At 60.8% G+C, this 25,109-nt stretch carries 22 protein-coding genes; 10 read left to right on the top strand and 12 right to left on the bottom strand.

What is annotated here, in order from left to right:
• Position 1: 1 nt before the first annotated feature.
• Both FHT93_RS10460 and FHT93_RS10455 read right to left on the bottom strand, forming a co-directional pair.
• Positions 2-673, bottom strand: coding sequence for an amino acid ABC transporter permease (locus FHT93_RS10460; protein ID WP_183847384.1), 672 nt, complete (start codon positions 671-673; stop codon positions 2-4).
• Positions 673-1,344 (bottom strand): amino acid ABC transporter permease, encoded by a 672-nt coding sequence (locus FHT93_RS10455; protein ID WP_112544053.1) that lies wholly within the window; start codon positions 1,342-1,344, stop codon positions 673-675. Before FHT93_RS10455 ends, FHT93_RS10460 begins: the two co-directional genes overlap by 1 nt.
• Before the next feature lie 229 nt (positions 1,345-1,573).
• Between FHT93_RS10455 and FHT93_RS10450 the strand changes: the two genes are divergently transcribed.
• From FHT93_RS10450 to FHT93_RS10425, 6 genes are read left to right on the top strand one after another with little or no spacing between them, the layout of a single operon-like run.
• Positions 1,574-2,104 carry a hypothetical protein gene (locus FHT93_RS10450; RefSeq protein ID WP_183847382.1) on the top strand — a complete coding sequence of 177 codons (531 nt, stop codon included), beginning with the start codon at positions 1,574-1,576 and terminating at the stop codon, positions 2,102-2,104.
• 28 nt (positions 2,105-2,132) lie between these two features.
• Positions 2,133-3,719, top strand: a complete 1,587-nt coding sequence (locus FHT93_RS10445) for an ABC transporter substrate-binding protein (RefSeq protein WP_183847380.1) — start codon at positions 2,133-2,135, stop codon at positions 3,717-3,719.
• A complete protein-coding gene (locus FHT93_RS10440; protein ID WP_183847378.1) occupies positions 3,720-4,802 on the top strand; it encodes an ABC transporter permease in 1,083 nt (360 codons plus the stop codon). It abuts the gene before it with no gap.
• On the top strand, positions 4,799-5,656 hold the full coding sequence (locus tag FHT93_RS10435; protein WP_183847376.1) for an ABC transporter permease: 858 nt from the start codon (positions 4,799-4,801) through the stop codon (positions 5,654-5,656). The genes FHT93_RS10440 and FHT93_RS10435 overlap by 4 nt, the downstream gene beginning before the upstream one ends.
• Positions 5,649-6,473 (top strand): ABC transporter ATP-binding protein, encoded by an 825-nt coding sequence (locus FHT93_RS10430; protein WP_183847374.1) that lies wholly within the window; start codon positions 5,649-5,651, stop codon positions 6,471-6,473. Before FHT93_RS10435 ends, FHT93_RS10430 begins: the two co-directional genes overlap by 8 nt.
• Positions 6,470-7,198 carry an ABC transporter ATP-binding protein gene (locus FHT93_RS10425; RefSeq protein WP_183847372.1) on the top strand — a complete coding sequence of 243 codons (729 nt, stop codon included), beginning with the start codon at positions 6,470-6,472 and terminating at the stop codon, positions 7,196-7,198. The genes FHT93_RS10430 and FHT93_RS10425 overlap by 4 nt, the downstream gene beginning before the upstream one ends.
• 91 nt (positions 7,199-7,289) lie before the next feature.
• Here the strand turns inward: FHT93_RS10425 and FHT93_RS10420 are convergent, their stop codons facing one another.
• The 8 genes from FHT93_RS10420 to FHT93_RS10385 form a co-directional block, all read right to left on the bottom strand.
• A complete protein-coding gene (locus FHT93_RS10420; protein WP_183847370.1) occupies positions 7,290-9,392 on the bottom strand; it encodes a beta-galactosidase in 2,103 nt (700 codons plus the stop codon).
• 108 nt (positions 9,393-9,500) lie between these two features.
• The gene (locus FHT93_RS10415) at positions 9,501-10,376 is read right to left on the bottom strand and encodes a 2-hydroxy-3-oxopropionate reductase (protein ID WP_183847368.1); all 876 of its coding nucleotides are present in this window, start codon (positions 10,374-10,376) and stop codon (positions 9,501-9,503) included.
• Between the two features lie 7 nt (positions 10,377-10,383).
• Positions 10,384-11,163 carry a 2-oxo-tetronate isomerase gene (gene otnI / locus FHT93_RS10410; RefSeq protein WP_183847366.1) on the bottom strand — a complete coding sequence of 260 codons (780 nt, stop codon included), beginning with the start codon at positions 11,161-11,163 and terminating at the stop codon, positions 10,384-10,386.
• A 10-nt stretch (positions 11,164-11,173) separates the two neighbouring features.
• A complete protein-coding gene (locus FHT93_RS10405) occupies positions 11,174-12,883 on the bottom strand; it encodes an ABC transporter ATP-binding protein (RefSeq protein ID WP_183847364.1) in 1,710 nt (569 codons plus the stop codon).
• Positions 12,884-12,893: 10 nt separating this feature from the next.
• Complete coding sequence (locus tag FHT93_RS10400; protein WP_183847362.1) at positions 12,894-14,081, bottom strand: ABC transporter permease; 1,188 nt, start codon at positions 14,079-14,081, stop codon at positions 12,894-12,896.
• Between the two features lie 10 nt (positions 14,082-14,091).
• Complete coding sequence (locus tag FHT93_RS10395; RefSeq protein WP_183847360.1) at positions 14,092-15,078, bottom strand: ABC transporter permease; 987 nt, start codon at positions 15,076-15,078, stop codon at positions 14,092-14,094.
• A gap of 107 nt (positions 15,079-15,185) precedes the next feature.
• A complete protein-coding gene (locus FHT93_RS10390) occupies positions 15,186-17,294 on the bottom strand; it encodes an alpha-amylase family protein (RefSeq protein ID WP_183847358.1) in 2,109 nt (702 codons plus the stop codon).
• An 88-nt stretch (positions 17,295-17,382) separates the two neighbouring features.
• Positions 17,383-19,308, bottom strand: a complete 1,926-nt coding sequence (locus tag FHT93_RS10385; RefSeq protein WP_112543947.1) for an ABC transporter substrate-binding protein — start codon at positions 19,306-19,308, stop codon at positions 17,383-17,385.
• Positions 19,309-19,492: 184 nt separating this feature from the next.
• On the opposite strand from FHT93_RS10385, the gene FHT93_RS10380 reads away from it, so the two are divergent.
• Positions 19,493-20,539 carry a LacI family DNA-binding transcriptional regulator gene (locus FHT93_RS10380; protein WP_183847356.1) on the top strand — a complete coding sequence of 349 codons (1,047 nt, stop codon included), beginning with the start codon at positions 19,493-19,495 and terminating at the stop codon, positions 20,537-20,539.
• 41 nt (positions 20,540-20,580) lie between these two features.
• Here the strand turns inward: FHT93_RS10380 and FHT93_RS10375 are convergent, their stop codons facing one another.
• Complete coding sequence (locus FHT93_RS10375) at positions 20,581-21,348, bottom strand: TIM barrel protein (protein ID WP_183847354.1); 768 nt, start codon at positions 21,346-21,348, stop codon at positions 20,581-20,583.
• A gap of 163 nt (positions 21,349-21,511) precedes the next feature.
• On the opposite strand from FHT93_RS10375, the gene FHT93_RS10370 reads away from it, so the two are divergent.
• Entirely contained in the window at positions 21,512-22,300 is a 789-nt protein-coding gene (locus FHT93_RS10370) for an SDR family oxidoreductase (RefSeq protein WP_029869198.1), read from the top strand.
• Positions 22,301-22,511: 211 nt separating this feature from the next.
• Positions 22,512-22,973, top strand: a complete 462-nt coding sequence (locus FHT93_RS10365) for an Rrf2 family transcriptional regulator (RefSeq protein WP_112543950.1) — start codon at positions 22,512-22,514, stop codon at positions 22,971-22,973.
• A gap of 66 nt (positions 22,974-23,039) precedes the next feature.
• Here FHT93_RS10365 and FHT93_RS10360 read toward each other — a convergent pair whose 3' ends face one another.
• Positions 23,040-24,164: an acyl-CoA dehydrogenase family protein gene (locus FHT93_RS10360; RefSeq protein WP_183847353.1), complete on the bottom strand. Its 1,125-nt coding sequence runs from the start codon at positions 24,162-24,164 to the stop codon at positions 23,040-23,042.
• A 162-nt stretch (positions 24,165-24,326) separates the two neighbouring features.
• Between FHT93_RS10360 and FHT93_RS10355 the strand changes: the two genes are divergently transcribed.
• On the top strand, positions 24,327-25,103 hold the full coding sequence (locus FHT93_RS10355; RefSeq protein ID WP_112544054.1) for a metallophosphoesterase: 777 nt from the start codon (positions 24,327-24,329) through the stop codon (positions 25,101-25,103).
• Positions 25,104-25,109 lie beyond the last annotated feature (6 nt).

Below are 25,109 nucleotides of genomic sequence, written 5' to 3'. Positions count from 1 at the left end.
ATTAAAGCCCTCTCCAGGCGGCATGCGCCCTGAGGCGGTTTTCGAAGCGGGCGCCGAGCCATGCGAGCAGCTTGGCGCAGAGGTAATAGAGCAGGCCGACCACCGTCCAGACGATGAAGGGTTTCAGCGTGCGCAGGTTCAGGATGTTGCCGATCTTGGTGAGATCGACGACGCCGATGACCGAGATCAGCGAGGTGACCTGCAGCTGGTTGACGAGAAGGGCGGTCAGCGGGCCGATGGCGAAGGCCATGGCCTGCGGTGCCACGACATGGCGCAGAACCTGCCAGCGGGTAAGGCCGAAGACGCGGGCGGCCTCGATCTGGTCGCGGCCGATGGATTCGATGGCCGAGACCGCGATGACGTAGACGAAGGCAGCCGAATTCGCAGACAGCGTGATCATCGCTGCCGTCGTCGGCGTGATGCGGATATGCAGGAGACCAGGCAGGCCGAAGAAGACGAGGAAGAGTTGCACCAGAACGGGCGAGTTCTTCAGGAGTTCTGCAATGAAAGTGATGACCGGGGTCAGCACCGGCGCGCGGTAGAAGCGGCAGATCGCCCATGATGTGCCGATCAGGAGACCGATGAGGGACGTCGAGAGAAACAGACCGAGGCTGACGCCGAGGCCCTGCAGGAGCAGCCAGATATCGAAGGGGGTGAAATCGGAAAAACGCATCAGGCTACAGCCTCCATCATGTCGCGGTTCAGGCGGCGGTGGAGGAGGGCGATTCCGAGCGAGACGAGATAGGTCAGCAAGGCATAGACCACGAGCAGCACGACATACACCTCGAAGGGCCTGTAAGTCTGCGAGACGACGATCTGCGCCGAGCCGGTCAGCTCGTTCAGCGTGATCGTCGAGAGGATCGACGATGTCAGGATCATGTTGATCAGCACGGAGCCGAGCGGGCGAACGGAGGTTCTGAGCGCGATCGGCAGCACGATCTTGGTAAAGGTTACCCGGCGCGAAAGGCCGCTGACTTCAGCGGCTTCGATAATGCCGGGATCGATTGCCAGGATGCCGGCGCGGATCACGTCGGACGCATAGGCGCCGCCGGCAATCGACAGTGCCACGACACCCGTGGTGAAGGCATCGATATAGATGCCGATCTCGGGCAGGCCGTAATAGAAGAAGAACAGCTGTACGATGAAGGGCACGTTGCGGAAGATATCGACGTAAACGAAGGAGATCCTGCGCAGAAGAGCGGAGGAAGACGTGCGCGCAATGGCGACGAAAGCGCCCATGATGACGCTGCCGATCAGCGCCAGAGCACAGGCTTCCGCCGTCAGTAGCGCGCCTTGCGCGAGAAAGCCCAGATGGGGCAAGAGGATCGAAAGGTCGAACCGCACGATCACTCCCTATGTACGATTGAAACCGGTTTCATCGTGTCGTTTGTGCGCATTGATGTCAAGAACGCTTAATGTGAAATGCTGATATATCTGTGACGAAAAGTTCGTTTTTGCCGGTAACGTTCCGCGGAATAATTTTCGTCAAAAGGCGAAAAAGCTGGATGAATATGGACTGCACAATATCGCGCCACCTCGTTAGCCTTTATCGCACAAAGAAAGAGCAATCCGCATGAGCCAGCTTCCTCACATCGATTACGACACCGCTTCCGAAGAGATTCGCGCAGCGCATGACGAGGAGGTGCGGGTTCGCGGCAACATGACCAACATGAAGCGAACCCTGCTGCATTCGCCGGAAGCGCACCGCATCTATGCCGAATGGTTCACGCTCCGGGCTGAGCTCGACCCCGCCATCAGCGATCGCGAGATCTGGATCTTCTCGCATTCGATTTCCAAGGCGCTGAAGTCGGATATCGCCGTCACCTTCTTTCGCCGTGCGCTGATCAAGAACGGGTTCAACCCGGATGCTCTGGAACTCAGCGAGAGCGAATTGCTGCTTAAACGTTTTGGCACGGCGATTGTCGCCGATTCCAAGGCTATTCCTGCCGATATCTGGGCGAACCTGAAGGCACGCCATGACACCAAGGTTCTCGTTGATCTCGTCGCCTTTGCCGGCATCATGATCGCCACTGCCGTCTACATCAACGTTGTCGAGGTCGATTTCGATCCCGAGCTTGAGGCCTTTGCCGAAGGCGCTAACTGATTTTTTCATCACCCAAGGGGAGTTTTCCATGTCCATCATTTCCAGCCGCGCCAAGCTGCTCGGCACCGTCTTCAGCCTGGCGCTCGCTTTCAGCGCGCCGGTTGTTCACGCCGAGACGCCGCCTGATGTGCTCGTCGTCGCTCAGTCGATTGACGATGCTGTCAGTTTCGACCCGGCTGAAGGTTTCGAGCTCACGACCGTCCAGTCCTTCAACAACATCTATCAGCGTCTCGTGCAGTCCAACCGCGATGACGGCACCAAGATCGAGGCAGGACTTGCCGCTTCCTGGGAAGCAGGTAGCGATGGCAAGAGCCTGACCTTTGCGCTCGCCGACGCCAAGTTCGCCTCCGGCAATCCGGTTCGCCCCGAAGACGTGATCTTCTCGCTGACGCGCGCCGTGAAGCTCAACAAGTCGCCGGCCTTCATCCTCAACGAACTCGGCTGGAAGGCCGACAATGTCGAAGCCGCGATCACCAAGGTTGACGACAAGCATGTCAAGCTCACCTGGACGGCGGATGTCGGCTCCGGCTTCGCGCTCTCGATCCTGACGGCGCCGATTGCCTCCATCGTCGATGAGCAGACGGTTTCGCCGCAGGCCAAAGACAATGACTTCGGCAATGGATGGCTGAAGACCAACTCGGCCGGCAGCGGCGCTTATACGATCGCCACCTACACGCCGCATGAGGCGCTGGTGCTGCAGGCCAATGCCAATTCCTCCGACAAGCCGACGCTCGAAAGCGTCATCATCCGCAACGTGCCTGACGTCGGTGCTCGCCGCCTGCTCGTCGAGCAGGGCGATGCCGATATCGCCCGCGGCCTGTCTGCCGACCAGATCGAGGCGCTGAAGGACAAGAGCGGCATCAAGGTGCTCTCCGTTCCCTCGGCCCGCCAGGACTATATCCTGCTGAACAGCAAGGCGAACCCGACGCTCGGCAACCCGGCTTTCTGGGAAGCGGCGCGTTATCTCGTCGATTATGACGGCATTACCAAGAACCTGCTGCGTGGCCAGAGCAGCGTTCACCAGGCCTTCCTGCCGAACGGCTTCCCAGGCGCACTCAGTGACACGCCCTTCAAGCTCGATGTCGAGAAGGCCAAGAAGATCCTTGCCGATGGCGGCATCAAGACGCCATTCAAGATCGAATTCATCGTCTTTAACGACCAGCCGTTCCTGTCGATTGCCCAGTCGCTACAGTCCACCTTCGCCCAAGCCGGTATTACGCTTGATATCCAGCCGGGTGTTGCGAGCGACATCTATGCCCGCGGCCGCGCCGGCAAGTTCGAGATGACGCTGCGCTACTGGATCCCGGATTATTTCGACGCCCATTCCAACGCCAGCGCCTTTGCAATCAACAAGGACAACTCGGCCAATACCGTTGCCAAGCAGGCCGGCTGGGTGATCCCGGAACTGACCGACGAGACGCTTGCAGCCGTCAAGGAGCAGGATGCCGCCAAGCGCGCCGCGCTCTATCAGGATCTGCAGAAGAAGATCCAGGCAAGCTCGCCCTTCGTTTTCATGCTTCAAGGCAATGACCAGGTCGTGCTAAGCGACAAGGTGAAGAACTATGCCCAAGGTCTCAACGCAGACCAGGTCTATTACGACAAGGTAGCGAAATAAGTGCCGCAGACGGCAGTGCCTGATAATGCCGACATGACCAACTCCCGCCAGCGCAACAGCTGGCGGGAGTTGTCGTTCGTCTGGCCGCTTTCGAAGTGGCTGTGGTCCTTTGCGCTGACACTCTTCGGGCTGGCGCTGGTAACCTTTGCGATGACGCGGTTGTCGCCGATCGATCCGGCGCTGCAGCTTGTCGGCGACCATGCCAGCCAGTCCACCTATGAGCAGGCGCGGCTGGAGCTTGGCCTGGATCAGCCGCTGCCGGTGCAATTTTTCCGCTATGTCGAGACGGCACTCTCCGGCAATTTCGGGCAGTCGATCTCGACCGGCCAGCCGGTGGCGAAGGACATTGCCCGGACTTTTCCGGCGACGATAGAGCTTGCTACGGCCGCGATCATCCTTGGTGCCGGCGTAGGACTGGCGCTCGGCATAACCGCCGCCATGCGGCAGGGGACGTGGGTGGACGGGCTTGCTCGTTTCGTCTCGCTTTTCGGATACTCCGTGCCGATCTTCTGGCTCGGCCTGCTGATGCTGCTCCTGTTTTACGCGCGGCTACACTGGGCGCCGGGGCCGGGCAGGGCCGATGTCGTCTTCCAATATACGGTCAAACCGGTCACCGGCTTTGCGCTTGTTGATACGTGGATATCGGGCAAGGCGGGCGCCTTTCGCGATGCACTGGCGCATTTGGCGCTGCCGGCGATCGTGCTTGCCTTCCACGCGCTTGCTGCAATTTCGCGGCTGACGCGCGCTGCGATCCTCACCGAGCTTGGCCAGGAATATGTGACGACGGCGCGGGCCAAGGGCGCAAGTCTCCGCCGCATTGTCTTCGTCCATATCCTGCCGAATGTCTCCGGCACGTTGCTGACCGTCATCGCCCTTTCTTACGCCAGCCTGCTGGAGGGTGCCGTGCTGACAGAGACCGTCTTTGCCTGGCCAGGCATCGGCCGCTATCTGACGACGGCGATGTTTGCCGGCGACATGCCGGCGATCCTCGGGGCGACGCTTGTGGTCGGCGCCTCCTTCGTGCTTCTCAACGCGCTGACCGATCTCGGGGTAGCGCGGTTGGAATCAGGGAAGAAGCGATGAGTGCAATCGTCCAGGCGCCATCAGGCGGTCCATCTTTCCTGCGGCGCGCGCTGCGTTCGCCTTCCGCAGCGACTGGCGGCGCGGTGGTGCTCTTCATTCTGGCGCTAGCGTTGCTGGCGCCGCTGATTGCGCCCTACGATCCGAACCTGCAGGAGACGGCCAATCGCCTGATGCCGCCTGATGCCGCGCACTGGTTCGGCACGGATGGTTTCGGTCGGGATATTCTGTCGCGCATCATTTACGGCGCGCGGCCGACATTGCTGCTGGTGCTGGTCGTCGTGCTGCTGATGGCGCCGCTCGGTATTCTCGTTGGCATCCTCTCGGGCTTTTTCGGTGGTATCACCGAGCGCGTGCTGATGCGGATCACCGATATCGTCATGTCCTTTCCACGACTGCTGCTCGCCTTCGCCTTCGTTGCCATCATGGGGCCAGGGCTGATCAATGGTGCGCTGGCGCTGGCGCTGACGAGCTGGCCCGCCTATGCGCGCCAGGCCCGCGTCGAAACGGCGGCGCTCAGACGCAGCGATTATCTGGCGGCGGCCGAAATGGTTGGTATCCGCGGCGTGCGGCTGCTCTGGGGGCATATCTTGCCGCTGGTGCTGCCTTCGGCGATCATTCGTCTGGCACTCGATCTCTCGGGTATCATTCTTGCTGCCGCCGGCCTTGGTTTCCTCGGTCTAGGTGTGCGTCCGCCAACAGCGGAATGGGGCTCGATGGTCTCGGAGGGCACGCAGGTGATCTTCGATCAATGGTGGGTGGCGGCCGTGCCTGGCTTTGCCATCCTGATCACCTCCTTCGCGTTCAACCTGCTGGCCGATGGTCTGCGCGATATTCTGGATCCGCGCCATGATTGAGCCGCTACTATCAGTTGAGGATCTGTCGATCGCCTTTCCATCCGAGGCTGGGCCGGTGCGCGTCGTCGATGGCATTTCGTTCTCGGTGGGCCGCGAGGTCGTAGCACTGGTCGGTGAGTCCGGCTCCGGCAAATCGATGACGGGCAGGGCGATCATGGGGTTATTGCCGCGCCGAGCAGAGTTGCGAGCAAAGCGTCTCGCCTTCTATGGGCATGAGCTGACGACATTGGCCACATCCAGCTGGAATAGGCTGCGCGGCAGCGGTCTCGGGCTGATCCTGCAGGATCCGAAATATTCGTTGAATCCGGCCCATAAGGTTGGCCGACAGGTGGAAGAAGCGTTGCTTCTGCACACGAAGCTTTCTGCTGCCGAACGGCGCGAGCGAGCGCTCGACATGCTGGACAAGGTCGGTCTTCCCGATCCGCAGCGCGTCTATACGAGCTATCCGGCTGCTCTCTCGGGCGGCATGGGGCAGCGGGTGATGATTGCTGCCATGTTGATCAACCGGCCGAAACTCTTGATCGCCGACGAGCCTACCTCGGCGCTCGATCGCGGTCTGCAGGACCAGATCCTGACCTTGCTACGGTCGCTGACGGAAGAGCTCGGCATGGGGCTGCTGCTGATCAGCCACGACCTGCAGCAAGTATCGCGTTATGCCGATCGGGTCATGGTCATGCGGCACGGGAAGATCGAGGAGCAGATGGCGTCTGCCGATCTTGCCAATGCCAGATCGGATTATACGCGGGCGCTCTGGGCGGCGCGGCCTTCGGCTGCGACCTACGGGACACGGCTGCCGGTCTACGGAGGCGAGGCATGAACGCGCTTTCCGTTTCCGATCTTTCCGTCACCTTTCACGCTGGCGGGAAGGGTTTTACTGCTGTGCGAAGCATCAGTTTCGACGTCGCGCCGGGCGAGACATTCGGGCTGATCGGGCCGTCTGGCTGCGGCAAGACGACGGCGCTGCGTGCCGTTGCCGGGCTGAACACCCGTTGGCAGGGCTCCATTACGGTTTTCGACGAGGCGCTGCAGCCGGGGCAAAAAATCACTGGGGCGTTGCGGTCCAACATCCAGATGGTGTTTCAGGATCCCTATTCCTCGCTGCATCCGCGCCATCGCGTCTCACGCATTCTCGGGGAGCCGCTAGCGTTGCGGGGTGTGCGCAATGTCGAGGATGAGGTGCGTATCGCGCTCGATCAGGTCGGCCTGCCGGCTGCTGCTGCCGGACGTTATCCGCACCAGCTTTCCGGCGGGCAGCGGCAGCGTGTAGCAATCGCCCGTGCGCTGCTCCTGAAGCCGAAGCTGCTGCTGCTCGATGAGCCGACCTCGGCGCTCGATGTCTCGGTGCAGGCCGAGATCCTGAACCTGCTGAACGACCTGAAGGCTTCGCATGGCATGACCTTCGTGCTCGTCAGCCACGATCCCGGCGTCGTCGCGCATATGTGCGACCGGGCCGTGCTGATGGAGGCCGGTCGCATCGAGAGCGAACTCGACCGAGCTGCGCTTTCGCAAGGTGGCTGGGTCGAGCAGCTTGCCGTCCGCTAGTAGAGCATCCGGTTTTCTTCGAAATACCGGATGCTCTATCGCTTTGGCGCATTCCAGGCGCAAAACCGCTGCACAGTTTTGCTGGAATTGCTTAGCTGATCGGCAGGATCAGGACATCACGGGCCGGCACTTCGATACGCTCGGCATCATAGGCATGGTTGACAGGCCAAGCCGGCTTGCCGCCCGACAGTTTTCCGGCTGCGAGCGTGACCGTCGTCGTCTGGACTTTGCGTGTCGGATTGACCAGCCAGAGGAAGCTTCCATTTTCGCCCTTGTGGATGCGGGCGAAGAGCGCGTCGTTGGACAAGCTCGCATGACGCGTCCGGCCGCTCCATTTCACCAGTTCGGCGAAGAACGCGGCATTGGCCTTGCCGTTGGTGCGGTAGAAGGCGACGGAGGGATTGGTGCCGATCAGCAGGGTGCGACCCTTGCCGAAGCGGTTTTCGACGACGGCAAGACGGCCGCCATCGAAAGCGCCGCGCCCGGTGCCGTCGGTCAGGCGGTAGGACTGCAGGAGACCGCCGCCATCGACGGCCATATCATCGAACTTGAAATGGATGCGATCCCCTATATCGGGCATGAATTCCACTTCTTCCTCACGAGCGCCGAAGACTTCGTCGAGCCCCATATTCGGCTGCACCTGGCCGACATGGCCGCGGTCACCGAAATAGCCGGGGCAGGCTTCTGATATCAGCGTGCCGCCCTTTTCCACCCAGGCTTTCAGGCGGGCTGCCTGCTCGGCGGTGAACATGATCGGGTAGGGGAAGTAGAGGAAATCGTAGGCGTCGATATCGTCGATATGGACCCAATCCGGCTGCAGGCCCTGTCCGAGGAAGGCGCGATAGGCGCCCCACATGGCTTCGGGATAGGGCTTTTCCTTGCGGTCGTAGTTCAGAAGGTAATCCCATTCCTGCGTTTCCGGGACGACGAGGATACCGACCTCGCCACGAACGGGCTTTGCGTCCCAGAGCGTCTTCTGAGCCGGGTCATTCGCCCATTTCGCCATGGCGCTCTGCATGTCGGAGCGCGGCGTGCGGCTGCCGTCCATGCCATAGGCACCGAAGGCACCGAAGAGCGGGCCGTCGAGCAGCGGGCGCCAGCGCAGGTTCAAGACGCCGCGAGCGCCGCCGGCAAAGGAGGTCATGCTCCAGATTCTGATGTCCTCGGGCTCGGCGACACGGCCGTCTTCCCTGTCGCGGCCGATCACCTGCGGCTGCAGCCAGAGCGGACCGCCCTGGCGCTCTGCGTGCCAGAAGGGTTTGCCGCGGGCGGCGGCACGATTGATATCGACGCCGTACCAGGTCTTCCACGGTTCTGTGCCCTTACGCGCCTGAATCCAGGTGAAGCCGTAGATTTCCACCTTGGAGGCGGCGAGCCAGTCGTCGCAGCCATTGGCGGCCATGTTCGGGATCGCGCCTGATATGCCGTGCGCGGCAATGACATTCTTCTGATCGACGGCGCGGATCGTGTCGATGCGCCACTGCATCTGGCCATAGAAATTGTCGCGCTTGAACTGCAGCCAGTCGATACATTCCGGGTAGGGAGCCATGTGAACCGGTGGCTCGACATCGTCCCATTCTGCATAGCTGTAGCGATGCCATGCCTTGGCCAGCACTTTCAGGCTGCCATATTTCTTCTCCAGCCATTTGCGGAAGGCGGCCTTGGCATAGCTACTGTAATCGACATCGGCGGAATAGTTGACCTCGTTCCAGACGTCATAGCCATAGATCGCCGGATGGTCCTTGTAACGCGTGGCAAGTGCCGTCAGGAACTTGCCGGCTGCTTCTTTCACTTCCGGGCAATTCAGCGTCAACGCGCCGGCACCGCCGCCATTGTTGGAGAAGCCGCCAGTCGCTGCCGAGACGCCCATGTAAGAGCCGAGCTTGGTGCCGTCGGCATTGACCTGCAGCGCATCAGCATATTTGCGCACCGCCCAATCCGGTACGGCGTGAATGAGTTCGGCAATGACCGTCTTGATCCCGTTCTTGGCGGCGAGATCGAGCTGGCGGTCATACTCCTCCCAGTCGTAGACACCGGGAGCGACTTCGATCGCACTCCACATGAACCAGTGGCGGAAGATGTTCAGGCCATCTTCGCCTGCCGTCGTGTAGTCGCGTTCCCAATCGTCGCGGGGCGGATTGGACTTGCGAAAATAGACGGCGCCGAAAGGGAATTGGATATCGTTTCTAAGCATTGTCCTGTCCTTCTCTATCGATGTCCGGACATGGCTTCGCCGTCCGGAGAAAAGGCTCCGGCAGGAGGCAATCGAAGATGTCGTCCGGGTGTTCTAGGTGGTCCTGATCTAGCGCGGTCCTCCGGCGAGGAGCTCAAGCGTGCGGATAAGGGCGGAATGGTCACGTTCGCCGTCGCCATTGGCAACAGCGGCATTCATGAGCTGCTGGGTGGCCGCCGTGTTCGGCAGCGACAGATCAAGCGCGCGGGCGGCGTCCACGGCAAGCGTCATGTCCTTGCGGTGCAGGCGGATGCGGAAACCGGGATCGAAGGTTTCCTTGACCATGCGCTCGCCATGCACTTCGAGAATGCGGGAGGCGGCAAAACCGCCCATAAGCGCGGTGCGCACCTTGGCCGGATCGGCGCCGGCGTGTTTGGCAAAGAGCAGTGCTTCGGAGACGGCTTCGATGGTGAGGCCGACGATGATCTGGTTGGCGACTTTGGCGGTCTGGCCGTCGCCGACACCGCCGACCAGCGTGATGTTCTTACCCATCCTCTCGAAGAGGGGACGGGCGCGCTCGAAGGCTTCTTCCTTGCCGCCGACCATGATCGTCAGTGAGGCAGCCTTGGCGCCGACTTCGCCGCCGGAGACGGGCGCATCGACATAATCGCAGCCGAGCGCTTCGATGCGCCGGGCAAAATCCTTGGTGGCGACAGGTGAGATTGAGCTCATGTCGATGACGAGCTTGCCAGAGGAAAGGCCGGAGGCGACGCCGCCTTCGCCGAAGAGCACGGCTTCGACGTCAGGCGTATCCGGCAGCATCAGGATGATGATGTCGGAGGCTTCAGCAACAGCCTTTGCGCTATGGGCAGCCTTGCCGCCCTTGGTGACGAGGTGCTGCGAGGCTTCCTTCACGCGGCTCAGATGCAGCGTATGGCCGGCATCGATCAGGTGTTCCGCCATTGGGCGGCCCATGACGCCCAGTCCGATAAAACCGATATTCATGTCGTGCTCACTTCCGATAGGGTTTCATCCAGCCAAGGCCTTCGCTGGTGCCGGTCTTCGGTTTGTATTCGCAGCCGACCCAGCCGTCGTAGCCGAGGCGGTCGAGTTCGGAGAGGATGAAGCCGTAGTTGATCTCGCCCGTGCCGGGTTCGTTGCGGCCGGGATTGTCGGCGATCTGCACATGGGCAATCCTGTCCTTCAGCCGGATGAAGGTCGGGATCAGGTCGCCCTGCATGATCTGCATGTGGTAGAAATCATACTGGATGTAGAGATTGTCGGAGCCGACCTTTTCGAGGATGCGCTCGGCATGATCTGTGTTCGACAGGAAGAAGCCGGGAATATCGCGCAGATTGATCGGCTCGATCAGCAGCTTCACGCCGGCGTCGGCCGCGCGCTCGGCGGCATATTTCAGGTTCTCGACCAGCACTTTTTCCAGCGTTTCAAGATCGGCGCCCTTTGGCACCAGGCCGGAGATGACGTTGACTTGCGGGCAATCGAGCGCCTTGGCATAGTCAAGCGCCAGCGAGATGCCGCTCCGGAACTCCTCAATGCGATCCGGCAGGCAGGCGATACCGCGCTCGCCGCCGGCCCAGTCACCCGAGGGAACGTTGAAGAGTGCCTGCCTCAGGCCGTTTGCCTTGAGCGCATCGGCGACCTTTTCCTTCGGTTCGGCATAGGGGCCGAGATATTCGAGCGCGCCGAAGCCGTCCTTTGCGGCGGCGGCGAAACGATCGAGGAAGGCAAGATCCTGATAGAGGAAGGAAAGATTGGCGGAAAATTTCGGCACTGGAACATCCTCAGGCATTGGCGGGAGCGACAAACCGATGCCGGTGCAGCATGCGCTTGTCGCGTGGGTCGGGATTGGGGACGGCTGAAATGAGGCTCTTCGTATAGGCTTCCTGCGGCGCGGTGCAGATCTGCTCGGCCTCGCCAAGTTCGACGATCTTGCCGCGGTGCATGACGGCTACACGGTCGCAGAAATAGCGTACCACGGAAATATCGTGGGAGATGAAGATGAAGCTCAGGTTCAGCCGCTGGCGGATGTCGAGCAGCAGATCGAGGATCTGACTGCGGATCGACACGTCGAGCGCCGAGGTCGCCTCATCGGCGATGATGATGCGGGGATCGAGGGCAAGGGCGCGAGCAATGCCGATGCGCTGGCGCTGGCCGCCCGAGAAGGCATGCGGGTAACGCTCCATGCCCATCGGATCGAGGCCGACGAGGCGCATCAGTTCGGCGACGCGATCTTCCAGCGCCTTGCCCTTGGCTAGGCCGTTGACGATCAAGGGATCGGCGATCACCTCCTTGACGGTCATGCGCGGGTTCAGTGAGGCGAATGGATCCTGGAAAACGAGACGGACTTCGCGATGGAAGTTGCGCAGTTCCTTCTTGCCGAGCTTGGTGACGTCGGTCTTACCGCCATCCTTGTCGCGATAGAGGACGGTACCGGTCGTCGGCTCGACGGTGCGCAGGATCAGGCGGCCGAGCGTCGTCTTGCCGGAACCGCTTTCGCCGACGATGCCGAGGTTTTCACCGGGATAGAGGTCGAAATTGGCGTCATCCACGGCACGCAGCGTGTTGGCGTTCCCATGCCAGCCGAAGGTCTTGCTGAGATTGCGCACCGAGAGGATCGGCTGCGGTGCTTGTGAAGAGATGGCGATGGCCGGCAATCTGCCTTCGACATGATGTGTCAGCTTCACCGTCGAGGCCAGCAGCTGGCGTGTATAGGGATGGGTGGCTGCATGATAGATCGCATCGACCGGGCCACGCTCGACGATGTGGCCGAAGCGCATGACGGCGACATCATCCGCCACTTCCGCCACCACGCCCATGTCGTGGGTGATAAGCAGCATCGCCATGCCGCGATCGACCTGCAGGCGTTTGATGAGGTCGAGGATTTCGGCCTGCGTCGTCACGTCGAGAGCGGTGGTCGGCTCGTCGGCGATCAGGATATCGGGGTTGCCGGCGAGCGCCATGGCGATCATGGCGCGCTGGCGCATGCCGCCGGAAAATTCGAACGTGTAGCGGTCGGCCATTTTGTCGGGATTGGGGATCTCAACCTGGCGCAGCAGCTCGACCATGCGGGCGCGGGCTGCCTTCTTGTCGAGATTGCTGTGCAGGCGGATCGCTTCGATGATCTGCGAGCCGATTGTGTGGACCGGCGAGAGCGAGCTCATCGGCTCCTGGAAGATGAGGCCGATGCGCCGGCCGCGGATCTCGCGCATGGCGCGGCTGCCGGGCTGAAGCGTGGCGATATCGGTGATCTCGCTGCCGTTGCGCAGCAGGATGCGGCCGCCGACGATCGTGCCTGGCTTGTCGACAATCTGCAGCAGCGAGCGGGCAGTTACACTCTTGCCCGAACCGCTTTCGCCGACGAGGCAGAGCGTCTGCCCGCGCTTGAGCTGAAAGCTGACATCTTCGACGGCATGCAGGATATGCGTACGCAGCCGGAAATCGATCGAGAGGTTTTCAACCGAGAGAACGACGTCATCGGGAAGATCGGTCATGGCTTCCTCCTCAATTGTCATAGGGGTCGGCTGCATCGCGCAGGCCGTCGCCGAAGAAGTTGAAGGACAGCACGGCAATGACGACTGCCAGAGACGGCCAGATCAGCAGCCAGGGCGCGGTCGCGACCGTGCGGATATTCTGGGCGTCCTGCAGCAGCACGCCCCAGCTGACGACAGGCGGCTTGAGGCCGATGCCGAGGAAGGAGAGCGAGGTTTCGGCAACGATCATTGTCGGAACCGCAAGCGTGACGACGGCAAGGATGTGGCTCGTCAGCGAGGGCAGGATATGGCGGAAGATCAGCCGTGCCTCGCTCGATCCGTCCAGCTTTGCGGCGGTGACGAAATCCTCGCTGCGCAGCGCCAGGAAACGGCCGCGCACCTCGCGGGCAAGACTGGTCCAGCCAAGCAGCGAGACGATGATGGTGATGACAAAATAGACGTTGACCGGCGACCATGTCAGCGGGATCGCCGCCGCAAGGCCGAGCCAGAGCGGGATCGTCGGCATGGCGCTGACGACTTCGATGACTCGCTGGATCAGCGTATCCACCCAGCCGCCGTAGAAGCCGGAGATAGAGCCGAGCACGACACCGAGCACCAGCGACATGGCGACGCCGACGAGGCCGATGGACATGGAAATGCGGGTGCCGTAGATCAACCGCGTGAGAACGTCGCGGCCGAGGCGATCGGCGCCGAGCAGGTACATTGGGTCATTGGGGTTGATCGGGCCGAAGAAGTGCGTGGTCATCGGAATCAGGCCCCAGAGCTGATAGGCCGGGCCTTTGACGAAGAAGCCGACCGGCACGACCTTGCTATCATCGACAACGAAGGTACGCCGCAGCGCCACCTTGTCGATCTCCACCTTGTAGCCCTTCACATGGAAATTGAATTCCGAGCTGCCATCCGGCTTGGTCACGAAGAAGCTCAGGCTCTGGGGCGGTGCGTAGGTATATTGTGGCTTCGAGGTCGCGGGCAAAGAGGGTGCCAGGAATTCAGCAAAGAGGCCGATGAGATAAAGCAGCAGGATGATTACGCCTGCAACCATCGCCACCTTCTGGCGGATCAGTTTACCGGCAATCAGTCGCCAGGGACCGACCGCGGCAGTCGAGACGGTCTTGCCCTGTTTCAGCGGGCTGATCGAGGGGCCGTCGGCGACGACATGCAGGGGGCCGGTATGGGTTCCGAATGTTTCGTGCGTCATCGGCGCCTCCTCAATTGAACCGGATGCGCGGATCGAGCAGCGCAAGCAGGAGGTCTGACAGGAGCATGCCGACGAGGGTCAGTGCCGAGAGCAGCAGGATGAAGCTGCCGGCGAGATACATGTCCTGCGAGACCAGCGCACGGAAGAGCAGCGGGCCGGCGGTCGGCAGGTTCAGCACGATGGCGGTAATCGTGACACCCGAGACGAGATGCGGCAGCACCCAGCCGATCGCCGAGACGAAGGGGTTCAGCGCAATGCGCACCGGATATTTCATGATCACCTTGTATTCCGGCAGGCCCTTGGCGCGGGCGGTGATGACATAGGGCTTGTGCAGTTCGTCCGTCAGATTGGCGCGCAGGATGCGAATGAGGGCGGCCGTGCCCGAGGCGCCGATGATGATGATCGGAATCCAGAGATGGGCAAGGAAATCGCCGATCTTGCCGAGGCTCCAGGGCGCCTCGGCATATTCGGGGGAGTTGAGGCCGCCGACGCTCTGCCCGAGATAGCGGTAGGCGACATACATCAGTGTCAGCGCCAGGATGAAGTTTGGTACGGCGAGACCGATGAAGCCGAAGAAGGTGAAGACGTGATCGCTGATCGAATGGCGGCGGACAGCCGAGTAGATGCCGATTGGCAGGGCGACGATCCAGACGAAGAGGAGGCTCAGCAGTGAGATGACCAACGTCGAGCCCATGCGCGCCCAGATGAGGCCGGAGACGGGCCGGTTCCACTCGAACGACCAGCCAAAATCACCGCGGCTAACGATGCCCCACATCCATTTGAGATACTGGATATAGAAGGGGTCGTCGAAGCCGTAGATTTCTTTCAGCCGCTCGATCTGCGCAGGATCGACAGCCTGGCCGCTGTCGCTCATCGTGGCGATCATCGAGGTCAGGTAGTCACCCGGCGGCAGCTGGATGATCAGGAACGAGATCAGCGACATGCCGATCAGCGTCGGGATCATGTAGAGCACGCGCTTGAAAATATAGCCAAGCATCGGAATGTTTCTCCTCCCGTTGAGAGCGCCCGGTCAGGCGCTTCCTTCGGATCTCCATCCGCTTTCGGCCCCTTCAGGCCGAAAGCGCTCCTCCTTGCTTCAGCACCTCATTTCCAGGTGAGGTGCAGCACCTCCAGCCGTTCGATGCCGGGCACCTCCACCTGTGCACGGCCGTCCTTGACGCTGAAGTTTGCGGCGCGGTCGGTAACAACAAGCCATGCTTTGGCTACCGATTTGCCCGGAGGAATTTCCACCGAAACCGTCTGCGCCGCCAGAGGGTAATTTTCGCGTATCGGCCCCTTCATCATCATCGGGTTTGTGAGGTTGAAGAGGCTGAGCGCGACGCCTTCAGCATTTTCGCGCAACGCCATGTCGAGGACGCCGGGGCCTTCGACGGTGACGCGCGGCGTCTTGCCAAGTGCCCAGTGGACTGCATTAGCAATCAGCTTTCCGTGGTCGACAGCAAAGACTTCCCAGAAGATCTCGCCGATATTCCAGGGCATATAGACGGTGCGGCCACCCTTGCCGGTTTCACGGGCGATAACGCCAGCACCTTCGGGGGCCTTGCGCGGATAGACTTCCTCCATCGGCAGATCCGGGAAGTCGGGCACATAGAGGAAGGGTGTCGTCGCGTTGCCGATGGGATCGGCATGGATCAGGCGCGTGCCACCCATGATGCGCTCGGCACCGTCATAGCCTTGATTGACCGGATGATCGCCCGAGAGAGCCACGTAGGTGTTCTTGACGATGCCGCGTGGGCCGGAGACGAACTTGGCGCCGAGCACGTCTGAGAGGCCGAATTCGCTGCGTTTCTTGCCGAATTCGTCGCGCAGCGAGGTCTCGTAGGACGCGATGACGCTACCGCCGCGCTCGACATAGGCGCGGATCGCCGCGTTCTGCACATCTGAAAGGCAGGAGGCGTTGGCGAGGATGATCAGCTTGAAGCGGTCGAGGTTTTCCTTGGTCAGAACCTGATCCGAGAGAAGCTCGAAGGGCAGGCGGGCTTCGACGAGCGCATGGTAGAAGCCAAGATCATGCTTCTCAGCGTTGTGGCGCTCTTCCGGCGCCCAGTGGCGGAGCGTCGTCGAGGGGTCGATGACGGCGATTTCGGCCGTCGGATGCATGCTTTCAAGGACCGGCTCGACGGCAGCCTGCAGCGCGAAAGCATCGGCGACCGGTTCGACCCAGCGCTTGTCGGGCACGACGCCGTTGAATTTGGTGAACCAGGCATAGAGGCCGTGGGCCGTGCCGTCATTGATCCAGAGCTGCATTTCCTCGCCAGAGGTGACGGCATCCTTCCAGCGATATTCCTCTTCCGGTCCGATCGAAGTGATGAGCACGACCGGACGATCCGGGAAAGTGGCGCGGATGCGCTTGCCGTTGCGGCCGGCCGACCAGCCGAGTTCCAGACCCTTGCGGCCCTGATGGTCGACGACGAGGAAGGGGCAGTGTTTGGCGATGACCGAAAGGTCGAATTCCATCAGCGAAGCGCCGCCCATGTTCGGGATGAAGCTCGCATGAGGGCGGATCGCTTTGACTGCATCGTCCCACTGGGCGATCATGTCCGTCAGAACCCGACGGCGCCACTGTACCCAGGCCTGCCAGGCCGGGTCGTCGGCATCCGGCTTCTTCGGCAGCGCGTGGCCGAACATATCCTTGAAGCGGCGCGCGCTGTCTTCGCTGTAATCGACGCCGTGACCCTGCCAGCGATTGGCGAAGACGGCGTCGATATCGTATTTGCGGACGATCTCCTTGACCACTTCAGGCATGAAGACGGTGTTGTAATCGCCATAGGCGTTCGTGACCCAGACATCCGGATAGGCCCAGTGGCGTCGCGGTGTGCCGTCGGCATTGATCATCACCCATTCGGGATGCGCCTTGGCGGCATCGTCGTGAATGGCGTGCGGATCGACGCGGGCCATGACATGCATGTCGAGCTTGCGGGCGGCATCGACGAGCGCGCCGAAGATGTCCTTATCACCCAGATATTTGCTCACGTAGTGATAGGGCACTTCGCTCGGATAATAGGCGATGTAGCCGCCGGCGCTGAGGCAGACCGCGTTGGATTTCGTGCGCTTGAAGACATCGACCCAGAAGGCCGGATCGTATTTCTCTGGATCGTCTTCGACGAAAGTGAGCTGGGTCCAGCGCGTTGCGGTCTTGAACCAGTCTGGTGTGCGCAGCGTGTCTGTATTCTGTCTTCTGGCGTCGAGCATCGTCTTCATCCAATCATTGGCAAAAGAGGGACCAAGGCGCCAGCCGGTGAGGCCGGCGCCTGGAAAACATCATTGCTGTCGCAGGCCATCAGACCTTGTAGAACTGCTCTGGCATGGTGGGAGCAGGGGTCGGCCAGCCGAAGGAGTTCGGCATGGTCTTCGTGATGTTCTTCATGTTGTTCTTGACGACGCCGTAGCCATCCGGTGGCTGGGAAATGCCGAAGACATAGAAGTTCTCCGCAGCACCCTGCAGGATCTGTTTCATGATCTCCTGCTGGCCGGCAGGATCGGAGGTTGCCTTCAGCTTGTCGTAGAGCTCAAGCTGCTTCTTCGTTTCCTCCGGTGGCTCTTCAGCATTGGCGTTGTTGCGGTCGAGATACCAGAGCTGCCAGGCTGGAGCATACATGGCGTTCGAATCCGTCGGTACGTAGTAGCGCGGATCGAGCATGGCAGCGACGCCGCCATTGGCGCCGAACTGGTGAGCCGTGGCATCGAAATCGCGGCCCTGACGGACGCGGGTTTCCCAGAGCGAGCGGTCCATGGTGCGCATCTGCGCATCGATGCCGACGGCCTGGAACATCGGAATGACCAGCTGGAAGAGATCGAGGAAGACGGCGCGCGCCTGGTCGATCTCGAAGATCACCGTCAGGCGGCGGCCCTTTTCATCGAGACGGAAGTTCTGGTCGTCGCGCTTCGGGATCAACGTGTCGAGCATGGCATTCGCCTTGTCGACATCGTAGCTCGTGAACTGAGTGGCAAGCTGCTCGTTGTAGAGCGGATCGCCCTGCTTGATGGACGGCTGGGCAGGAGCGCCCTGGCCAACGAGCACGGCGTCGATCAGCGACTGGCGATCGAGTGCCATCGAGAGGGCCGCGCGAAAGTCCTTGTTGCGGAAGAGCTTTCGCTTGGTCTCGTCATTGTGGTTCAGGTTGAAAATGAAGTTCATCACATTGGCTTCGGTCGAAGTCAGCGTGTAGAAATCATACTTGCCCTGCTCGCGCGCATCGTAGAGCACCGACTTGTTGTTCGGTGTCGCGATATACTGGTCCATCAGGTCGACTTCACCCTGCATGGCCTTCAGCAGCAGCACCTGCGGATCGGCGACCATCTGGTAGACGATGCGATCCATATAGGGGAGCTGGTTACCCTCCGTATCCACCTTCCAATAGAAGGGGTTGCGTTCGGCAACAGCGCGTTCGGTATTTTCGCCCGGCGCGGTCGTGAACATCCAGGCATGCAGGCAGGGCTTCTTCGAGGAATTCAGGAAGAAGGCGTTGTCGTCCTGGAAGCCGGAGGCGGACTGGAAGGCGGCGATCCAGCTTTCGAAACCGCGTTCCTTGGCAAGCTCATCGGCCTTCGGATTATAATCGATATGGAACTGCTCGAGGTAATGTTTGGGGCAACGGGTCGTATGGTCGCTGTTCGCCCAAGCAACCTGCAACGGGAACATACCGTTAGGCTTTGCGAAGATAACTTTAAACGTCTGTTCGTCAACGATTTCGAGTTTCGCCGGCTTGCCTGCCGTTTTCCAATGGCCTTGGCCGTTCACGGCGACGCGTTTGTCGGTCAGGATCGTATCGTACCAGAACTTCACGTCGGCGGTGGTATAGGGCTGGCCGTCCGACCACTTCATACCCTTGCGCAGGCGGATAGTATATTCGGTGGAATCCGCATTGCCATCGAAGGCTTCAGCGACGTTCAGCGTCACGCCGGACCAGTCAGGGGTATAGCGCAGCAGCGGCTCATAGGCCTGATAGCGGAACAGCATAGACAGCGAACCGCCGCCGACGAGCGCCATATTCCAGTCGCCGCCGTATTTGCCGACGCTTTCGACCGGCTTGATAACGAGCGGATTTTCCGGCAGTCGGTCCTTCAGAGCCGGCAACGCGCCGCTTGAAACTTTCTCCTTCAGAATATCCGCTTCCCTGAAGTCCGCGGCGAAAACCGGCAGGGCCGGCAGGATCAGAACGGCCGAAGTCCCGGCCAGAAACGCACGACGTTTCAGCTTGATCATAGGGTTCTCCTCCAAAAATCCTCAGCCCTTATCGTTATTTTTGCTCTCGGGCTTGGATAACGGAAAGAATACATTTGGATATTGTTAGGTAAAGCGTTATGTTTTGTTAGTGCAAGAATTTGCAATTTTGGCAGAGAACGTGTAGCGAAGCGCTCCGAGCGCCAGGTGACTATCGAGGTGGAGAGTGGGAAGCAGAGGGCGGGTTACCTTACAGACGATCGCGCGGGAGGTCGGTCTCTCGAAATATGCGGTTTCGCGTTCGCTTGCCGGCAAGAGCGGCGTCAGCGAGGAAACACGCATGCTGATCCGCGCGACGGCAGAGCGGCTGGGTTACACGCGTCCTGCGGGCCAATCCCAGACGAACGATATCGCTGTCGTTTTCCACGACCTCGATGCAGTCAACAGCGAACTCTACATGCAGATCCAGAATGGCGTGCAGCGTGAGGCACACAGGCTGGGCATGGCGCTCCGCGTCCGTTGGACACATAGCCCCGATCAGCTTGAGGAATTGGCGCGTTCCTGCGCCGGGCTGCTGCTTGTCGGCCCGCATGACCGGGAGGCAATCGCCGCAGCAACCGCAATCGGGGTGCCGATCGTGCGTTTCGGTTGGGTTGATCCGTTGGAGCAGGCTGACCAGATCACCGGTACGGACCATGAGGCGGGCCAGGCGGTGCTTCAATATCTGATCGGGCTTGGCCACCGGTCGATCTGCTATGTCAACGGCACGCCCGGTTTCCGGGGTCGGCGCGAGCGCTTCTATGGGGCGCGAGAGATTGCCGAACGCTGCGAGGATGTTTCGCTGCATGTGTTGCGGTTCGACGAGCAAGTCGGCTTCGGTGAAGCTTTCCGCGACCTCAAGGCAAAGGGCATTCACCCGACGGCCTTCTTCTGTGCCCATGACGGGCTGGCGCTGACGGTGGTTTCCGAGCTGCTGGGCCAGGGCTACCGCATTCCCGATGACGTCTCGGTCGTCGGCTTTGGCGATTTCTCGCCGGCTACGCAGATTTCGCCGCCATTGACGACGGTGAAAATGGAAGGACAGGAGGGTGGAGCTGTCGGTCTCCGGCTGCTTCTCGAGCGGATCGAAAATCCGCGCCTGCCCGGCATGCCGGCCCGCCGGGTGATGATCGCTTCGCGGATCGTCGAGCGCCGTTCAGCCGGTCCGTGCAAGGTCGCGGTAGCGACCGATCCAGAAAAGCCGCAATCGGAAATCGCTCGGAGCGCTCGTTAAGTGATGGGGCCGTGCTGCCGGGTGGTGGCAGAAGCTGAGCGTCAGCCCAGCGTCGCAATGGCCGCCTTCACCGCATCGGCACCCGGTGCTATCGGCTTGTATTCCAGGCCGATAGCGCCGGTATAGCCATTGGCGAAGATCCAGTTGAGGCGGTGAGCGAGATCGATCGTGCCGGTACCAGGTTCGTTGCGGCCCGGGTGATCGGCCACATGGACGTGAAACACGCGGTCCATGCGGCCAACCAGAACATCTTCCGTGCGTTCGTCCATGACGGCGGAATGATAGATATCATAGACGATGCCGATTTCCGGACGGGCGACATCATCGACGATGTCCAGGCCCTCGCGGGTGGAATCGAGGAAATAACCGATATGGTCGATGCGGATGTTGAGCGGCTCGACTCCGAGGCGCACGCCGCTGCCGTCAAGAATATCGGCACCGGCCCGCAGAGTTTCCGTCAGCGCCTTGCGTTGTTCGCCCCGCGTGAAACCCGCGAGGTCGTCGCCCGCCTGTGCGATCAGCACCGGCGCGCCGAGGCGCTTTGCAACGGCGACAGAATCGGCAAGACCCTTCAGCCAAATCTCGCGATTTGAGGCATTGGTCAGAGCGATCATCGGCTCGGCCACGAGGCTCGTTACCTTGAGACCGGTTTCCTTCACCGCGGCTTCGATCGCGCCGAGGTCCTTATCGGTCCACCGCCAGAACTCGATGGCCTTTAGGCCCGCGGCATGGGCACGGCGGATCCGGTCCGCGAAAACGTCGCCTTCCTCGGCAAACAGCCATTCGATGCAAGCTGAATAAAGTCGCATGAAAACTCCTCCACTATCGCTGCAGGCATGCGACAGATCCCGGCCTGCGACAAGAGGGATCGGCTCCCGGTGCAGATGATTTTTCGCCACGGCTTGACGGGCAGAGCCAATGCCGGAAGAGTTGGCGAATTGGCCGGACCGCCGGCCGGATTGGGAGGATTTCATGGATCTCGGATTGAAGGGTAAGACCGCTGTCATCACCGGCGGCTCGGTCGGCATCGGGCTTGCGATCGCCGAAGGGCTGGCAGCAGAAGGCGCCAACCTCATCTTGTCTGCGCGTGGACGCGAGCGGCTGGATACAGAGGCGGTGCGCATCGCCGAAAAATACGGCGTCAGCGCCATTGCGGTCGAAAGCGATGTTGCGACCGTAGAAGGTACGGAGGCAATCATTGCTGCAGCTGCCGAGCGCGGCGGCGCGGACATTCTGATCAACAATGCCGGCACCGGCTCCAACGAGACGGTTATGGAAGCGCCCGATGAAAAATGGCAGGCCTATTTTGATCTGCATGTAATGGCAGCCGTGCGTCTCGCCCGTGGGATCGCCCCACAAATGAAGAGGCGCGGCGGCGGCGTGATCCTTCACAACGCCTCCATCTGCGCCGTGCAGCCGCTCTGGTACGAGCCGATCTACAACGTCACCAAGGCGGCGTTGATGATGTTTTCCAAGACGCTCTCGACGGAACTCGTGAAGGATAAGATTCGCGTCAACTGCGTCAATGCCGGCCTTATTCTGACGCCCGACTGGATCAAGACCGCCAAGCAGCTGACGGCTGAGACGGGCGGCGACTGGGAGGGATATTTGCAGAGCGTGGCGGATGAACATGCCTCGTCCAAGCGGTTCGGCACGCCGGAGGAGCTTGCAAATTTCTTCGTCTTCCTCTGCTCCGACCGGTCGAGCTACAGCATCGGCTCTACCTATTTCGTCGATGGCGGTATGCTGAAGACGGTATAGTTCGTGTTTACGGTCCCGCTTAGGCGTGTCCAGGGCGGGGCCGGCTCATCAATCTTGGTAGGTGCCGAGAGACTTGAAGGCGCGGTTTTACGGCAACATAGATAGTCGAAATAACCTATAAAAACGGGTTATTTTGTTGTCTCTTCATGGTTTTGACTCTATTTCCCTGTTATTACGCAAGCATAATGCCGCAAAGTGCAGGGCGATCGAGATGTTGACGAAAAAGGGAAAATACGGATTGAAGGCGCTGGTTGATCTGGCGCGGCTGGCGCCGGGCGAGACCGCCTTTATCAATGACATCGCTTCGCGCAACAACATCCCGAAGAAATTCCTTGATACGATCCTCCTGGAATTGCGCAATGTCGGTATCCTTCGATCGAAGAAGGGACCGGGTGGTGGTTATTCGCTTTCGCGGCCAGCCTCTGAGATCCGCATTGGTCATGTCATCCGCACGCTGGACGGGCCACTTGCGCCGATCCGCTGCGCAAGCCGAACAGCTTATGAGGCCTGCGACGACTGTTCTGATCCCGAGACCTGTCAGGTGCGGCGTTCGATGACCGAAGTGCGGGACGCGATCGCTGCCATTCTCGACAATATGACGCTCGAACAGTTCGTCCTTGGCGGTGGTGTCGAAACGGTCGAGGAAAAGCTTCCGGTTTCCGCCGCAAGCTGATCCGCACTCCTCTCATCTTCACGCAATTCCGGATGCAAAAGCGCGTCACGGTTTGCCGGAATTGCGTCAGCTCTCTCTCATTTTCAGAACATATGCGCCCGCCGTGTTGAGCAGCGGCTCGCGCTGAATCGTCATGTCGTGGATGCGAGCGTTACGCCAGTGGCAGTCGAGGTTGAGCGCTATACTGCCGGTCGCACCACAGGCCAGTTCGAAAAGGGCATTCGCGGTGTCCAACGCCGCCTCGGTCGCGCCCAGGCAGGCGGAGGAGGCAGAGAAATAGGCGTCCGCCATGGCGGGCTCGGCGGGACTTACCTGGGCCATATCCAGTTTGCGGCCGGCCCGTTCCAACGCGCCGGTCGCTGTTTCGATACGAACACCGCGCTCGCCGATTTTGCCGAAGAGGGCAGAGGGGTCCTTCGCCATGACGAGCAGGTCGGCAAAAGCCGCACGGGCGATGCCGAGGCTGACGGCTGCTTGCAGGAGAAGGCCCAAGGAACTTTCCGTCGTGTGACTGCCGGATGGGGCCGGGCTAACGGTATCGGCATTCACATGCAGCTTGCCGGCAATCATCGTTGCTGTGCCATTGGTGCGCAGTCCGAACGCATCCCAGTCGTCCACGGTTTGCAACTCATCGCTGTCGCGCTGCAGATGCAGCGTCACCCGGCGGCCTGCGGGATCGATCGCTGCTGCGGCGATCCAGTCGGAGAAAAGGATGGCGGTTGCCTGCTCCGATCTGCCCGTCAGGCGAAAGCCGGAGCCCTCGGCAACGAGGCCTGCCTGATCGGCAAAACGGGTTGCGGCAAAACGGTCGCCGTCGAGCGCGCGGTTGAAGAGGGCGGTCTTCAGTTCTTCGGAGGGCTGGTTGCGCAGCCCTTCCAGCACGCGGAAGTGAGATGCCAGCACACTACCGATCGAGGCATCGCTCTCGGCGATGATGGCGACGATCTCGGCGAGCAAAGCGTTGGAAATATCGAGCCCTGTATATTCGGGCGGAACGGTGATTGCAGTGAGGCCGGATTGCGAGAGCGCGTCGAGTTCGGCGTTCGGCATGAGGCGGTTGATATCGCGCTCGTTGGCCCGCTGGCGGAAGACGACCGCAAGCTGGCGTGCCGCGGAAACAGCTTCTTCCTCGGTCTCGATACGGTGCGCCGGAGGGCGCACATTGTCATGCAGTTGCGATACGGTGCCCATCTGCCACTCTTTCCCAAAGCTAAAAAAGTGCGTGATTGCATCGGCTTGCGTAAGGCCGGTTTTTTCACAAAAGCGCTGCTGGTTGAATTTTCTTACCAGCTTGATCGCCTTGCCGTATGCTCTAGTTATGGTTAAGGGACGGCGAACTGATCAGGAATGATGATGAGTGATTCTCTTGCACGAAGCCGCGAGGGTTCGAAGGCTGGTCGTCAGCCGCGCCCGCGCGTGAGCATGGATATAGCAGAGATCCCGACCTATGCCATCGGCGACGTGCATGGTCGTCTCGACCTGCTGCAGAAAGCGGAAGAGGCGATCGTACGTGATGCAGAACATCTGCCGGGCAAGAAGCTCATCGTCATGCTCGGCGATTATATCGATCGCGGTCCGCAATCGGCACATGTCATCAGCCATCTCATGGACCCGGCGCCGGAAGGATTCGAGCGCATTTGCCTTGCCGGCAACCATGAAATCGTCATGCTCGACTATATTGACGGCTGGGCGTCCTACGACGACTGGATGACGATGGGGGCGGCTGAGCTTCTGCGCTCCTACGGTCTCGATCCCGATCACCTGCCGCTCGTCTTCCGCTCAGGTGCGCAACTTGACGCCTTCATCCGCCAGTCGCTGCCGCATACGCATATCGATTTCATCCGCACCCTGCCGATAATGCTCGATACGCCCAATGTCGCCTTCGTACATGCGGGCATCGACCCGCGGGTATCGCTCGAAGAACAGGCCGATGACGACATGGCCTTCATCCGCCAGCGTTTCCTGGAAAGCTCGCTGCCATTGCCGAAACTCATCGTGCATGGTCACACGCCCAGCGACCAGCCGGACGTGCAGCCGATGCGGCTCAATCTCGATACCCGTGCCTTTCGAAGCGGCAGGCTCTCCGTCGCCCGTTTCTGGCAGGGACAGGTTTACCTGTTTTCCACCTGAAACTAG

The sequence above is a fragment of the Rhizobium sp. BK379 genome (assembly GCF_014193955.1).
Taxonomy (GTDB): Bacteria; Pseudomonadota; Alphaproteobacteria; order Rhizobiales; family Rhizobiaceae; genus Rhizobium.
Note: the sequence above shows the minus strand (reverse complement) of the source record. Positions and strands in the feature narration are given on the sequence as shown.